Raw genomic sequence first — 12,649 nt, forward strand, 5'->3', positions numbered from 1 at the left:
CACCTCATCACGCCGCGATGAAGGCGTCCTGATATTCGGTCTTGATCGCCTTGCGCATGGCGGCGTCCACGGGCAGCGCGATGTCGTAACTGCCTTCCGCATAGGGGCCCGCACTGTAGGGACCGAGAATGACCGTGACGCCGTCGATCAGCTTGCCGTCTTTTGAGGTCGGCACCAGCACCTGCTTCATGGGGTCGATGCATTTGGTGAAGTCATCATCATCGCTGCGCCTGACCGGTTCGCCCCGCTTTTCCGCGCGGGCCTTGTCCAGCGCGTCGCAGAAGCGGTCGTGGATGGCGGCGGCGAAGGCAGCGGGCGAGGTCATCAACGCCTCGATCGCGGTTTCGCGCGCGCGTTCCTTGTCCCAGAGCAGGGCGTCATAGCCCGTCATCCCATGCGCGCCGCCCGTATAGGCGTAGCTTTCCGATTTCAGCGCGAGGAAGCGGGGGGTATCGGCGGCAACCGCCCAATGGGTTTCAAGGGCATGGGCGTGGAAGGGGAAGCCCGAAGCCATGGCTGCCTTCTGGTCTTCCCGCGCCATTTTCAGCGCGTCGGCCTTCATGACTTTCAATGCCTGGCTGAATTTTTCCGCCAGCACGGAAATCCGCGCCGCCTGCGCGGGATAGCCATAGGCGAATTCCAGCAGGTCTGTCTTTTCCTTCTGCTCGAACGGCCTTGTGGGCGGCGATGACTGGAACTGGGGCTGGGGCTCGGGCTGGCCGGACATCCGGTTGGCGAAATTGCTGGCCGCAATGTCATTGTCGCCCGGCGCCGCCTTGTCCGCATCCCTGGACGCGGCGCAGGCCCCCAACAGCAGGGCCGCCATGACCAGCGGCCCCGCCTGTCCCCTCCCCATGGGCTGGCGCATCAGTGTGCCTTGGCTGCCGCCATGCACCGTTCGCTGATCGCCTTGCGCGTGTAGCTGCTCTGGAGCGCGGCGCCCGCATTGGACCAGCCTTCCGCGATCAATGCCTGTTCCACTGCATGCGCTCCATCGAAGCGCCCGCTTTCCGCCAGAGCATAAGCACGGGCGCGAAGGGCCTGGAGCCGGCCGTCATCGGTGTGCATCATGATGTCTCTCCTTCTGTGAAGCCGGGTTCAATCTAGGCCTGCGGGCCGTCCGTGGCAAATGATAGCAAGGCCGGCCGAGCCGCCGCGACGACGAAAAATTTGCGCTTTCCATCCTTGCCGGCTTGTCCCAGAACATCCGCGCCATGACCGATTTTTCCGACCTGCTCAAAGCCGATAACAATCAACCCGCCTGTTCGATCCGGATCGTCGATGCGCAGGGACTTGAAACCTGGCTGGAGAGCCAGCCCGAGCGGGTGCGCGCGCTTGTCGCGGCCCAGAAGTTCAAAGGCAGGGCCCATGAATTCGCGGTGCTGCCGGGAGATGATCCGGCAGAGTGGTCCGTGGTGGCGGGCGTGGCCGCGCGCGAGAAGCTGGGGCCATGGTGCCTCGCCAGGCTGGCAGAAGCCCTGCCCGGTGGAACATATCGACTGGCGGAGGGCGCGGCGGGGGCTGCGATGCTGGGATGGCTGACCGCGCAATATCGTTTCGACCGTTATCGGAAGGATGAAAACCCGGCGGGCGCCCGCGTCCTGCTGACCGGGGAGGTCGCGCAGATCGAAGCGACCGTGCGGCTGGCACAGGCCGTGTCGCTGGTGCGCGATCTGGTCAACACGCCAGCGGCCGACATGGGGCCGGGCGATCTGGAAGCGGCGGCGCGCAAGGTGGCGGAGCGTTTCGACGCCGAGTGCGCGGTCATCAAGGGCGATTCGCTGGAGCGCGGTTTCCCGATGATCCACGCGGTAGGCAAGGCGGCGGACAAGGGCTTCGCGCCGCGGCTGATCGAACTGCGCTGGGGCGATCCGGCGCATCCGAAGGTCGCCCTTGTCGGCAAGGGCATCTGCTTCGACAGCGGCGGGCTGGATATCAAGCCGTCCTCGGCCATGCGGCTGATGAAGAAGGACATGGGCGGCGCGGCCCATGCGCTGGCGCTGGCGCAGCTGATCATGGGCGCGCGGCTGCCGGTGAGGCTGCATCTGCTGATCCCGGCGGCGGAAAATGCGATTTCGGGCAATGCTTTCCGGCCGGGCGACATATTGCGGTCGCGCAAGGGGCTGACGGTCGAAATCGGCAATACCGATGCCGAAGGGCGGCTGGTGCTGGGTGACGCGCTGACGCTGGCGGGCGAGGACAAACCGGAACTGATCATCGACTATGCCACGCTGACCGGCGCGGCGCGGGTCGCGGTAGGGCCGGATCTGCCTGCCCTCTTCACCAATGACGATGCGCTGGCCGGGGAGATGGACAAGGCGGGAAGCGCGCTCGACGACCCAAGCTGGCGCCTGCCGCTGTGGGACGGCTATGCCGAGATGCTGAAGTCGGATGTCGCGGACATCAACAATGCCGGCGAAGGCGGCTTTGCAGGCGCGATCACGGCGGCGCTGTTTCTCAAACGCTTCGTGCCTGAAAATACCCTCTGGATGCATCTGGACACCTTCGCCTGGCGGCCCGCTTCGCGACCGGGGCGGCCCAAGGGCGGCGAAGCGCTGGGGTTGCGGGCGGCATTCCATGTGCTGCAAACCCGCTATGGCCATAAAAAGTAAAAAGAAAGCGGTTTTGAGGGGCCGTTACGCAACCGGATTGGCTATTGTGCGTTAGGGGGGGCATGGATGCCCATTCTGCCCAGGATAGCGCCGCAGAGCTGAACCGCCCCGGCCTGAAACCGCTCAGCCAATGGATGCGCACGCTGGTTGATTATGTGCGGTCGGGCAAGCCTGACCTCACCAACCGGCAGATGGCGTTGATGCTGACGGTCTATATCGGCACGGGACCGCATACGGTGCGGGGACTCGCGGAGGCGCTCAACGTCTCCAAGCCGGTGATTACGCGCGCGCTCAACAAGTTATCGGCGCTCGGTTATCTGCGGCGGGAACGGGACTCCACCGACCGACGCAATATTTTCATCACCCGGACGCCAAAAGGGGCGGAATTTCTTGACGCCTTTCACCATTTCATCGCAGGAACCGGCCGCGATGAACGCCTCAACCTCTCCTCCGCGGAACGCTCCGCCTGAACGTTTCCGATTCAAGCTGGACGGCCGTTCAGTCAAACTCGACACGCGCATCCATGCGGCCCGTGGCGACCTGGCCGATCTGGCGCTGGCCGGCGTGCTGTTTTCCGCCCATTATGCGCGCGCGGTCGAGCTGACCTGCGTGGCGGCCGGCGCGCCGGTGCTGGCCAGCGACACGCCCAAGGCGCAGGCGGTGAGCGAATTGCTGCGGGGCGAAAGCTTTCATGCGCTGGATGTGACGACGGACTGGGCCTGGGGTTTTTGCGGGCATGACGGCTATGTCGGCTATGTCCGGCGGGACGCGCTGGACATGCGCGAGGCGGTGAACAGCCGCATCATCACCGGCACGGCGCCGCTGTTCAGTTCGGCCGATATCAAGTCGCCCATCGTCGACTACTGGCCGCGCGGCGCGCAGTTCGCGGCCGAGGCGGAGGGCGATTTCTTCGCCTGCGCCGAGGGTTATGTGCACGGGCGCCATGTCGCGGCGATTGGCGCGCTGGACGGCGATTGGGTCAAGGTTGCGGAGCGTTATCTGGGCCAGCCCTATGTCTGGGGCGGGCGCGGACATCGCGGCGTGGATTGCTCCGGCCTGGTTCAGGTCGCGCTGGGGCTGTGCGGGATCAAGGTGCCGCGCGACACCGATTTGCAGCGAGAGGGGATCGGTTCCCCGATCGCGCCCGATGCGCCGCTCCGACGAGGGGACTTCATCTTCTTTCCGGGCCATGTCGGCATCATGACCGACGGCGACCATATATTACATGCCAACGCCCATTGGATGAGCGTGGTGATCGAGCCTCTGGCCGACGTCGTCGGGCGGTTGGCGGCGGATCATGCGGAACCCATATTGGCGCGGCGGAGAATCAGCGCATGACACATAGGATATTCATCGACGGCGGCGTCGGAACGACTGGATTGGAAATTGGCGAGCGGCTGGCGGGCCGCCCGGAATTGTCGCTCATCACGCTGGATGAGGACAGGCGCAAGGATGCGGCGGCGCGGCGGGACGCATTGAACGCGGCGGACATCGTGATCCTGTGCCTGCCGGACGACGCCGCGCGCGAAGCGGTTTCGCTGATCGACAATGATCGGACCCGTGTGATCGATGCATCGACGGCGCATCGCGTGGCCGAGGGGTGGGCCTATGGCTTTGCCGAATTGGAGCCGGGCCATCGGGAAAAGCTCGCCAATTCGCGCTTCGTCGCCAATCCGGGCTGCTGGCCGACGGGGTTTCTGGCGCTGGTGCGGCCGCTGGTGCTGGCCGGATTGCTGCCTGCCGACTGGCCGGTGACGGTATCGGGCGCATCGGGCTATTCAGGCGGCGGCAAGTCCATGATCGCGGAATATGAAGGCGCGGAAGGCGCGCCGAGCGCATTTCGGCCTTATGGGCTGGGGATGGCGCACAAGCATGGGCCGGAAATGACGCGCTATTCAGGCTTGCAGCACCCTCCCCTGTTCGCACCGGCAGTCGCCAATGCCTATCGCGGGATGATCGTTGAAGTGCCGTTGCAGCTGCGGGCGATGCCGGGCGCGCCTTCGGTGGCGGATGTGCAGGGCGCGCTGGAGGCGGCCTATGCCGGCTCGCCGGTCGTCAGCGTCGCCTCGGCGGAGGAGAGTGCGGCCATGGGGCAGGTCCGGCTGGAGCATGTTGGCGCGACCGATCGGCTGGCCCTGTTCGCCTTCGGCAATGAAGCGACCGGTCAGCTGCGTCTGGTCGCGGCGCTCGACAATCTGGGCAAGGGTGCGGCCGGCGCGGCGGTGCAGAATCTCAACATATTGGCGGGACTGCCGGAGACTTCAGGCCTCCGGCTTTAGAGCATCGCGCTCTAAGCCCCATGCTCAATGAATGGTGCCGAGCGGCGCGTCGTGCGTGAGCAGCACGATAAGCCGCTCGATCTGCCGCCAGTGGCAGAAGCGGATATGGTTGCCCAGATCCCGGCTGCGATCGGCGCGCGCTGCGGCTTCATAGCCCGCATTATCGCCGAACAGCGACATTAATTCGGCAGCATCATCATAGCTCTTGCGATTCGCAAGATATGGCATGTTCATGATCGGCCCCCCAAAGTCCCCACCCTGACGGTGGGCGAAGCGGTTCAATCTCCATGCCAGTTCTGCCCTTTCACGGAGAGACGTGGGGTCCAAGGGTGAACGGCTGGTTAGCCAAGTCCTGCCTTGACACAATCCATCCCATGACGGGACAGGCGCGTCCCGAAACGGCGCAGGCGGGAAAGGGCTCCCATGCCCTTGTCGCCGCGATTGGCTGACCAGCGATCGGTCCGACCCTTTTGGAAATCGCTCTGGCCATGCGTGGCGACGCGTGGCAAGGAACCGCCGATGAACATCCCCAGGAAAAATCCGACCGGCGCAGGCGCCATATTGGCGGTCACCATATTGGGCGGGACGATCGTGGGCGGCCTGATCGGCCAGCCGAGCGCGGGCCTGTTGGCAGGGACGGCGCTGGGCATCATCATCGCCGTGCTGCTGTGGCTGCGCGAGCGGTGAGAATAGCTTCGCGCCCGACACTTGCGCGCCTTGCCGGGCCGGTCTTGTCAGCATAAACGAGGGGTCATGAAGAAGCATCTGATCGCGCTCACCCTCCTCACGCTGGTCATCCTCGGCGGCCTGTTCTTCTATTTCGCGCAGGGCGATACGGCGGAACTTCCCGTCGGCGCCGACGTCGGCAGGGAGCCGGTCTTCACCAGCCCTCGCAGTGAGACGATCCCGACGATGAACGTCGCCGATGCGGTGCCGTGGAAGGGTGGCGAGAAGCCGGTCGCGGCCAAGGGGCTCAGCGTCGATCGATTTGCCGACGGGCTGAACCATCCCCGCTCGCTGCTGCGCCTGCCCAATGGCGATGTGCTGGTGGCGGAAACCAACAGCCCGACGCGCCCGACCGGCGGCATCGTCAACCGGGTGATGAACCATCTGATGGACAAGGCGGGGGCCGGCGTGCCGTCCGCGAACCGGATCACCCTGCTGCGCGACGCCGATGGCGATGGGCGGGCGGAGACGAAGACCATTTTCCTGACGGGGCTGCATTCACCCTATGGCATGGCGCTGGTCGGGGACACGCTGTATGTCGCCAACACCGATGCGCTGATGGCCTTTCCCTATAAGGAGGGCGAGACGAAGATCACCGCCAAAGGGCGCAAGATCCTGAACCTGCCGGCGCAGGCACCCAATATGCACTGGACGCGCAGCCTGGTCGCCAGCCCGCAGGGACTGCTTTACGTGGGCGTCGGGTCCAACAGCAATATCGGGGAAAATGATCTGACGACGGAGGACAATCGCGCCGCCGTGCTGGAGGTCAATCCCCGGACCAGCGCCTATCGCATCTATGCTTCAGGGCTGCGCAACCCGGTGGGACTGGCTTTCGAACCGAAAAGCGGGGTGCTGTGGGGTGTCGTCAATGAACGCGACATGCTGGGCGGCGATCTGGTGCCCGATTTTCTGACGCGGGTGGAGTTTGGCGCTTTCTATGGCTGGCCATGGAATTATTGGGGCGGCTATGAGGATCGGCGGGTCCAGCCGCAGCGGCCGGAAATCCGCGAATATACCAAACGGCCCGACTATTCGCTGGGCAATCATGTGGCGCCGCTGGGATTGAGCTTTGCCGACAAGGTGACGCTGGGGGCGCCCTTCGCCAACGGTGCTTTTGTCGGGCTGCATGGCAGTTGGAACCGCAAGCCGCTGGCGGGTTATAAGGTCGTGTTCGTGCCCTTTGCCGACGATGGCGAGGCAGGCAAGGCCAAGCCGATTGACGTGCTGACGGGCTTTCTGGGGTCCAAGGGCGAGGCGCATGGACGGCCGGTGGATGTGACCGGGGATGCCAGGGGCGCGCTGTTGGTGAGCGATGATGTGGGTGGGGTTATCTGGCGGGTGAGCGCTGCGAAATAAGGCGCGTTCCCCTCAGATCGTCAGCCCGTTCCGCCCTGCCAGTTCCACCACATATTGCCAGGCGACGCGACCGGAGCGGCTGCCGCGCTGGGTCGCCCACTGGATCGCGTCGAGCGGCTCGAAGTTGAGGCCGAGGTCCGCCGCATAGCCGCTGACGATCGCGACATAGGCGTCCTGATCGATCGCGTGGAAGCCAAGGCTGAGGCCGAAGCGGTCCGACAGGGCCATCTTGTCGTCCACCACGTCGCGTGGATTGACGGGGTCGTCCTGCTCCGACAGGTGGCGGGGCACGATATGCCGGCGATTGGAGGTCACATAGAGGCGGACATTGGCCGGGCGCGCGGCGGTGCCCCCTTGCAGCAGCGAACGCAGCGCGCGGGCGTCGCCAGTGCCATTTTCATCGAAGCCGAGATCGTCGAGAAAGAGGATGAAGGGCCGCTGCGTGTCGCGCAGGATGGTGAAAAGCTGCGGCAGGCTGGCCAGTTCGTCGATCGCACATTGCAGCAGGGCGATGTCCTGCCCCCCGGCCTGGAGCTTGCCGACGACGGCGGCAACGGCGGCGGATTTGCCCGTGCCGCGCGCGCCCCACAGCAGCACGTCATGCGCCGCGTGGCCGGCGGCATGGCGGCGGCTGTTTTCAAGGAGCGCACTCTTCTGCGCATCGATGCCGGTCAGCAGGTCGTAATCCACCGGCGCAAAGGCTTCCACCGGGCGGATCGAGGCGCCATTCCACACATAAGCGGGCGCTGCGGCAAGATCGGCGGAAGAAGCGAGCGGCGGCGCGATCCGTTCCAGCGCTTCGGCGATGCGGGTGAGAAGAGCGTCGTTCATGGCGTCCGCTTAGCCCTCCCCCGCCCGGCGGGCAAGCGGACGCGCATGTCACGCGTCTGTAGCAATGGCCTTTTACTTGGAGCCGCCGGGGTTTATAGCGCGGGGGTCGTGACCATCCCAAATCCAGTCTTTTCCACCCGAATTTGCCGCTATGGCAGCGAAGCGCTGCGCGAGGCGGCGTTGCTGATCCGTGCGGGCGAGCCAGTCGCCGTGCCGACCGAGACGGTCTATGGCTTGGCCGCGGACGCCACGGATTCCCATGCGGTGGCGGCCATCTACAGCGCCAAGGGGCGGCCCAGCTTCAATCCCTTGATCGTGCATGTCGCGGACAGGGAGATGGCGGCGCGGCTGGCGGAATTTTCTCCAGTGGCGGAGAAGCTGGCGGAGCGCTTCTGGCCCGGCGCGCTGACCATGGTGCTGCCGGTACGCGCCGATAGCGGATTGTCGCCGCTGGTGATGGCCGGGCTGCCGACGGTGGCGCTGCGTCTGCCCGCGCATCCGGCGATGCGGGCGCTGATCCGGGAAAGCGGACGGCCGCTCGCCGCGCCCTCGGCCAATCGCAGCGGGGCGATCAGCCCGACACGGGCGGAGCATGTGCTGGCGAGCCTTAACGGCAAGATCCGCATGATCCTGGACGAAGGACCGACCAGCGAAGGGCTGGAATCGACCATCGTCGCGCCGGAAACCGATTGCATCCGGCTGCTGCGACCGGGGCCGGTGACAGCGGCGATGCTGGAAGAGGCGACACGGCTGCCGGTGGTGGCGGGCGCGGACAATGGGAAGATCGAGGCGCCGGGGCAGCTGGAAAGCCATTATGCGCCGTCCAAGCCGGTTCGACTGAACGCGCTGAAGGCCGAGAAGGATGAGTATCTGATCGGCTTCGGGCTGATGCCCTGTCATGTGAATTTGAGCCCGGACGCGGATATGCGGGAGGCCGCGGCGCATCTTTTCGCGGCGCTGCACATGGCGGATGCAAGTGCGGAGGCCCGTATCGCGGTCGCGCCGGTCCCGAATGAAGGGATTGGAGTGGCGATCAACGATCGGCTGAGGCGGGCTGCGGCTTAGGGACGCGAAATTGGGTGGAAGGCGGACGGGGGCCGCTTAGCTGCGCGTTCCTTGAAGCGCACCATGTTCCTGCGCAGGCATTCGAACGAGACGAGTGGCTCGTGAGAACCCAGTCCCGCCCTCACCTCATCATTGCAACGTCTGAACTGGGCTCCTGCCTTCGCAGGAGCACGTTACGCTTAATGACCGGCAATGGCCATTTTCAGGTCAGACCAACCGCCCGCTAAAGCCGCTCATCCGCAATTGTCATAACCCGCGTTGCGGCATTCGCGGCGGCGCTGCTCTTCCTCTTTCTTGCGTTCGCGGGCCTCGCGCGCTTCCTGTTTGCGCATCTTGCGACCGTAATTGCGGTCGGACTCCTCCTGGCTGGTCGTGCTCCAGTCGACCACCTGACTGCCCGCGCGGACCGGCATCGTCACGATATTCGCCGCGGTCCGGGCGATGCAGCCCGGCAGGAACAGCAACAAGGCCGGCGCGGCCATCAATCCAATCTTGTTCATAACCATTCCCAGGCTTGCGGGTTCGACCAGCTTAGAGGCGCCGGCGACAAGGGCAAGTCGCGGGCGACGAACGGTTCAGCCATCAATACGCGCCGCAAAACCCTTGCGCAGCTTGGCAAGCTTGGGCGGGATCACCGCCATGCAATAGGGGTTCCGATCCCCCACCCGCTCCCAATATTTCTGGTGATAGTCCTCGGCGGGATACCAGGGGGCATCGGATTCGATCGCGGTGACGATCGGCTTCGCCTGATCAGCCTGCGCGCGTTCGATCCCCGCCCTCGCCTCCGCCGCCTGCCGGAGCGAATGGGGGAAGATGGCCGATCGATATTGGGTGCCGACGTCATTGCCCTGACGGTTGAGTGTCGTCGGGTCATGGGTGGCGAAGAAAATATCGAGCAGGTCGCCATAGCCGATCACCGCCGGATCATAGGTGATGCGGATCGCCTCGGCATGGCCGGTCGCGCCCGAGCAGACCTGTTCATAGCCCGGATCGGGCAGCGCGCCGCCGATATAGCCGCTTTCCACGGCCTTCACGCCTTTCAGATTCTGATATACCGCCTCTGTGCACCAGAAGCAGCCGCCAGCCAGGGTTGCGATCTCTTCGGCCATATGCGCGTCCTTATACTGCCCTGCCTATCATGCATGGCCAACACAGATAGGAAAGATCAGCCCGCGGTTCCAGTCTGTTGCCGCGCCGCTTCCGCTTTGGCGCGCTCCTCCGCGACCAGTTCCTTGCGGGACAGCTTGCCGACCAGCGTTTTGGGCAGGTTCAGGCGCACTTCGACCTCGCACACCTTTTCATGCTTGCCCAATTGGGGATTGAGCCAGTCCTTGAGCGCGGCGCCGTCCATGGTTGCCCCCTCCTGCAACGTCACGAAGGCTTTGGGGCATTCGCCGCGATAGCTGTCGGGGATGCCGATCACCAGCGCTTCCTTGACCGCCGGATGGTGGTAGAGGACTGCTTCGACCTGGCTGGGGAAGACCTTGAAGCCGCCGACCGCGATCATGTCCTTCAGGCGATCGACGATCTTCACATAGCCGTCCGCGTCGATCAGGCCGACATCGCCCGTGCGCAGCCAGCCATCGACGAACACCTCCGCGTCCGCATCGGGGCGCTGCCAATAGCCCTTCATGATCTGCGGCCCGGCAAAGACCAGCTCGCCCGGTTCGCCTTCGGGCGGCGGACGGGTCGGGTCCTCCCGGTCGACCAGCCTGACGCGGGTGCCCGGAACGGGCTGACCCACTGTGCCGGCCTTGTTCAGCCCCTCATAGGGGTTGGAGCAGACCACCGGGCTGCTTTCGGTGAGGCCATAGCCTTCCACCAGCTTGGCACCCGTCGCCGCCTCGAACCGCTGCTTGACCTCCACCGGCAGGGGCGCGCCGCCGGAAATGCAGAGGCGCAGCGAGGAGAAGTCTATATTGGGCGTCGCGGGATGATCCAGCAGCGCCTGGTACATGGTCGGCACGCCGGGCAGCGAGGTCGCCCTGGTCCGCTGAAGCGCGGCCAGAACCTGCGTGCCGTCGAAGCGGGGCAGCATGACCATCTCCCCACCGTGCAGCACCGTGCGGTTGAGGACGCAAGTATTGGCGAAGACATGGAAGAAGGGCAGCACCGCCACGATGCGATCGGGCGCTTCGGGATGCGGATCGATCAGAAAGACCTGCCGCGCATTGGCGGTGAGGTTCTGATGGGTGAGCATCGCGCCCTTGGGCCGCCCGGTAGTGCCGCCTGTGTATTGCAGCAGCGCGATGTCCTGTTCCGGATCGATCGCGACCGGGGCCGGGTCCTCGCCATGACGCAGCAGGTCGGCATAGTTGGTGAGGCGCGGGTCGTGCGGAACAGGCGCGGTTTCCTTGCGCTTGAAGATGCGGAAGAGGACCGATTTGGCAGGCGGCAGCACCTCCGCCACGCAACCGACGACCAGCCGTTCGAGACTGCTGTTGCCCAGCACTTCCAGCGCCGTTGGCAGCAACGCCTTGGCCGACAGAGTGAAGAGGATTTTCGTGCCGCTGTCCTCGACCTGATGTTCCAGTTCGGCGGCGGTGTAGAGGGGGGAGAAGTTGACGACCGTGGCCCCGGCCATCATCGCGCCATAATAGGCCGCGACATAATGGGGGACATTGGGGAGATAAAGACCGACGCGATCGCCCTTCCGGACGCCCAGATCCTGCAATCCCCTGGCGATCCGCCTGATGGTGAGGAGCATGTCTCCATAGGTCGTCTTGCGCCCCATGAAGTCGATCATCACCGCGTGCGGATTGGCCGTGGCGCTGTTCGCGACCATGTCCACCATCGATAATGGTGGGAATGTCTGCTCCCAGGCGGAGGGGTGGTTGTAGCGGGTTTTCCAGATATTTTCGCTGCTCTCCATTTGTACAGATGTAAGTTAGCCCTTCCCTTTACGCAAGCGTAAAGCACAGCAAAGGGGCCGCGCGGGATGGTCCCGGCGCGGCCCCTTGCAGGTCCTGGCAATGGTCACTCCGCTGGCAGTGGAATGACGTTACGGCTTCAGATGTGACCCTTATTGCCGCTGAACGGATCGAGTATTCTGGCGGCGCCCGAAATAAAGTCGGACTCGCTCTTCAACGCCTCTTCCGCGCGACGGGTGGCGTCCTCGCGCTCGCGGCGCAGTTCGTTGATCAGGGCTTCGCGATCGCCGTCGAGGCGCGAATCGGTCGGCGCCTCGATGCCTGCCTTCTTCGCCGCCTTCGTCACCAGCGCATCCAGTTCCCGCTGCGAACAGAGGCCCAGCGTCACCGGGTCCTTCGGCACGATGTTGGAGATGTTCCAGTGCGTGCGGTCGCGGATCGCGGCGATGGTGGTGCGGGTGGTGCCGATCAGCTTGCCGATGGCGCCGTCGGAGATTTCGGGATGGTTGCGCAAAATCCACGCAATGCCGTCTGGCTTGTCCTGACGCTTGGAAACCGGGGTATAGCGCGGCCCCTTGGTGCGGCGGACCGGCTCGGGCCCTTTCAGCATCTTGAGGCGGTAATCCGGGTTCGCTTCGCCCTTGTGGATTTCCTCCATGGTGATTTCATGGGCGCGAACCGGATCGCGGCCGGTATATTTGGTGCCGGCGGTATCGTCGGCGATCGCCTGGACTTCCAGGATGTGCAGCCCGCAAAATTCCGCGATCTGATCGAAGCTCAGAGCGCTGTTGTCGACCAGCCAGCTGGCGGTCGCATGGGGCATGAGAGGCTGGGACACGGGAATTCTCCGGCACTGAAAACAACAAGGGCCGCCCAAGCAGGGCGGCCACGCCCGTCCTGAGATAATGCA

The 12,649-nt window shown here is 64.8% G+C and carries 15 protein-coding genes; 7 read left to right on the forward strand and 8 right to left on the reverse strand.

What is annotated here, in order from left to right; genetic code table 11:
* Window positions 1-7: 7 nt before the first annotated feature.
* Both RUH75_RS14020 and RUH75_RS14025 read right to left on the reverse strand, forming a co-directional pair.
* Window positions 8-868, reverse strand: coding sequence for a DUF4163 domain-containing protein (locus RUH75_RS14020; RefSeq protein WP_313806968.1), 861 nt, complete (start codon window positions 866-868; stop codon window positions 8-10).
* Window positions 868-1,071 (reverse strand): hypothetical protein, encoded by a 204-nt coding sequence (locus RUH75_RS14025; RefSeq protein ID WP_313806970.1) that lies wholly within the window; start codon window positions 1,069-1,071, stop codon window positions 868-870. Before RUH75_RS14025 ends, RUH75_RS14020 begins: the two co-directional genes overlap by 1 nt.
* A 143-nt stretch (window positions 1,072-1,214) precedes the next feature.
* On the opposite strand from RUH75_RS14025, the gene RUH75_RS14030 reads away from it, so the two are divergent.
* The 4 genes from RUH75_RS14030 (at window position 1,215) to argC (ending at window position 4,891) form a co-directional block, all read left to right on the forward strand.
* Window positions 1,215-2,612 (forward strand): leucyl aminopeptidase family protein, encoded by a 1,398-nt coding sequence (locus RUH75_RS14030; protein WP_313806972.1) that lies wholly within the window; start codon window positions 1,215-1,217, stop codon window positions 2,610-2,612.
* Between the two features lie 62 nt (window positions 2,613-2,674).
* Window positions 2,675-3,082 (forward strand): MarR family winged helix-turn-helix transcriptional regulator, encoded by a 408-nt coding sequence (locus tag RUH75_RS14035; RefSeq protein WP_313806974.1) that lies wholly within the window; start codon window positions 2,675-2,677, stop codon window positions 3,080-3,082.
* Window positions 3,042-3,950, forward strand: a complete 909-nt coding sequence (locus RUH75_RS14040) for an NlpC/P60 family protein (RefSeq protein WP_313806976.1) — start codon at window positions 3,042-3,044, stop codon at window positions 3,948-3,950. Before RUH75_RS14035 ends, RUH75_RS14040 begins: the two co-directional genes overlap by 41 nt.
* Window positions 3,947-4,891, forward strand: a complete 945-nt coding sequence (gene argC / locus RUH75_RS14045; RefSeq protein ID WP_313806978.1) for an N-acetyl-gamma-glutamyl-phosphate reductase — start codon at window positions 3,947-3,949, stop codon at window positions 4,889-4,891. The genes RUH75_RS14040 and argC overlap by 4 nt, the downstream gene beginning before the upstream one ends.
* A gap of 24 nt (window positions 4,892-4,915) precedes the next feature.
* On the opposite strand, the gene RUH75_RS14050 is transcribed toward argC, so the two are convergent.
* Window positions 4,916-5,119 carry a hypothetical protein gene (locus RUH75_RS14050; RefSeq protein WP_313807027.1) on the reverse strand — a complete coding sequence of 68 codons (204 nt, stop codon included), beginning with the start codon at window positions 5,117-5,119 and terminating at the stop codon, window positions 4,916-4,918.
* Window positions 5,120-5,410: 291 nt separating this feature from the next.
* Here RUH75_RS14050 and RUH75_RS14055 point away from each other — a divergent pair, with 291 nt between their 5' ends.
* Entirely contained in the window at window positions 5,411-5,578 is a 168-nt protein-coding gene (locus RUH75_RS14055; RefSeq protein ID WP_313806980.1) for a hypothetical protein, read from the forward strand.
* Window positions 5,579-5,644: 66 nt separating this feature from the next.
* Window positions 5,645-6,973, forward strand: coding sequence for a sorbosone dehydrogenase family protein (locus RUH75_RS14060; RefSeq protein WP_313806982.1), 1,329 nt, complete (start codon window positions 5,645-5,647; stop codon window positions 6,971-6,973).
* 12 nt (window positions 6,974-6,985) lie between these two features.
* Here the strand turns inward: RUH75_RS14060 and RUH75_RS14065 are convergent, their stop codons facing one another.
* Window positions 6,986-7,804, reverse strand: coding sequence for an ATP-binding protein (locus tag RUH75_RS14065; RefSeq protein WP_313806984.1), 819 nt, complete (start codon window positions 7,802-7,804; stop codon window positions 6,986-6,988).
* A gap of 108 nt (window positions 7,805-7,912) precedes the next feature.
* Here RUH75_RS14065 and RUH75_RS14070 point away from each other — a divergent pair, with 108 nt between their 5' ends.
* Window positions 7,913-8,869, forward strand: a complete 957-nt coding sequence (locus RUH75_RS14070; protein ID WP_313806986.1) for an L-threonylcarbamoyladenylate synthase — start codon at window positions 7,913-7,915, stop codon at window positions 8,867-8,869.
* Window positions 8,870-9,102: 233 nt separating this feature from the next.
* On the opposite strand, the gene RUH75_RS14075 is transcribed toward RUH75_RS14070, so the two are convergent.
* From RUH75_RS14075 to RUH75_RS14090, 4 genes are all read right to left on the reverse strand, one after another.
* On the reverse strand, window positions 9,103-9,369 hold the full coding sequence (locus RUH75_RS14075; protein WP_313806988.1) for a hypothetical protein: 267 nt from the start codon (window positions 9,367-9,369) through the stop codon (window positions 9,103-9,105).
* A gap of 75 nt (window positions 9,370-9,444) precedes the next feature.
* A complete protein-coding gene (gene msrA / locus RUH75_RS14080) occupies window positions 9,445-9,978 on the reverse strand; it encodes a peptide-methionine (S)-S-oxide reductase MsrA (protein WP_313806990.1) in 534 nt (177 codons plus the stop codon).
* 56 nt (window positions 9,979-10,034) lie between these two features.
* Entirely contained in the window at window positions 10,035-11,741 is a 1,707-nt protein-coding gene (locus RUH75_RS14085; RefSeq protein WP_313806992.1) for a long-chain fatty acid--CoA ligase, read from the reverse strand.
* 137 nt (window positions 11,742-11,878) lie between these two features.
* Window positions 11,879-12,562 (reverse strand): DUF1013 domain-containing protein, encoded by a 684-nt coding sequence (locus RUH75_RS14090; RefSeq protein WP_313807029.1) that lies wholly within the window; start codon window positions 12,560-12,562, stop codon window positions 11,879-11,881.
* Window positions 12,563-12,649: the final 87 nt, after the last annotated feature.

Source organism: Sphingobium sp. (assembly GCF_032153725.1).
Taxonomy (GTDB): domain Bacteria; phylum Pseudomonadota; class Alphaproteobacteria; order Sphingomonadales; family Sphingomonadaceae; genus Sphingobium.

Coding starts and splice junctions, on each gene's coding strand:
- RUH75_RS14020 (WP_313806968.1), bottom strand. CDS start 868: ATGCGCCAGCCCATGGGGAGGGGACAGGCGGGGCCGCTGGTCATGGCG.
- RUH75_RS14025 (WP_313806970.1), bottom strand. CDS start 1,071: ATGATGCACACCGATGACGGCCGGCTCCAGGCCCTTCGCGCCCGTGCT.
- RUH75_RS14030 (WP_313806972.1), top strand. CDS start 1,215: ATGACCGATTTTTCCGACCTGCTCAAAGCCGATAACAATCAACCCGCC.
- RUH75_RS14035 (WP_313806974.1), top strand. CDS start 2,675: ATGGATGCCCATTCTGCCCAGGATAGCGCCGCAGAGCTGAACCGCCCC.
- RUH75_RS14040 (WP_313806976.1), top strand. CDS start 3,042: ATGAACGCCTCAACCTCTCCTCCGCGGAACGCTCCGCCTGAACGTTTC.
- argC (WP_313806978.1), top strand. CDS start 3,947: ATGACACATAGGATATTCATCGACGGCGGCGTCGGAACGACTGGATTG.
- RUH75_RS14050 (WP_313807027.1), bottom strand. CDS start 5,119: ATGCCATATCTTGCGAATCGCAAGAGCTATGATGATGCTGCCGAATTA.
- RUH75_RS14055 (WP_313806980.1), top strand. CDS start 5,411: ATGAACATCCCCAGGAAAAATCCGACCGGCGCAGGCGCCATATTGGCG.
- RUH75_RS14060 (WP_313806982.1), top strand. CDS start 5,645: ATGAAGAAGCATCTGATCGCGCTCACCCTCCTCACGCTGGTCATCCTC.
- RUH75_RS14065 (WP_313806984.1), bottom strand. CDS start 7,804: ATGAACGACGCTCTTCTCACCCGCATCGCCGAAGCGCTGGAACGGATC.
- RUH75_RS14075 (WP_313806988.1), bottom strand. CDS start 9,369: ATGAACAAGATTGGATTGATGGCCGCGCCGGCCTTGTTGCTGTTCCTG.
- msrA (WP_313806990.1), bottom strand. CDS start 9,978: ATGGCCGAAGAGATCGCAACCCTGGCTGGCGGCTGCTTCTGGTGCACA.
- RUH75_RS14085 (WP_313806992.1), bottom strand. CDS start 11,741: ATGGAGAGCAGCGAAAATATCTGGAAAACCCGCTACAACCACCCCTCC.
- RUH75_RS14090 (WP_313807029.1), bottom strand. CDS start 12,562: ATGCCCCATGCGACCGCCAGCTGGCTGGTCGACAACAGCGCTCTGAGC.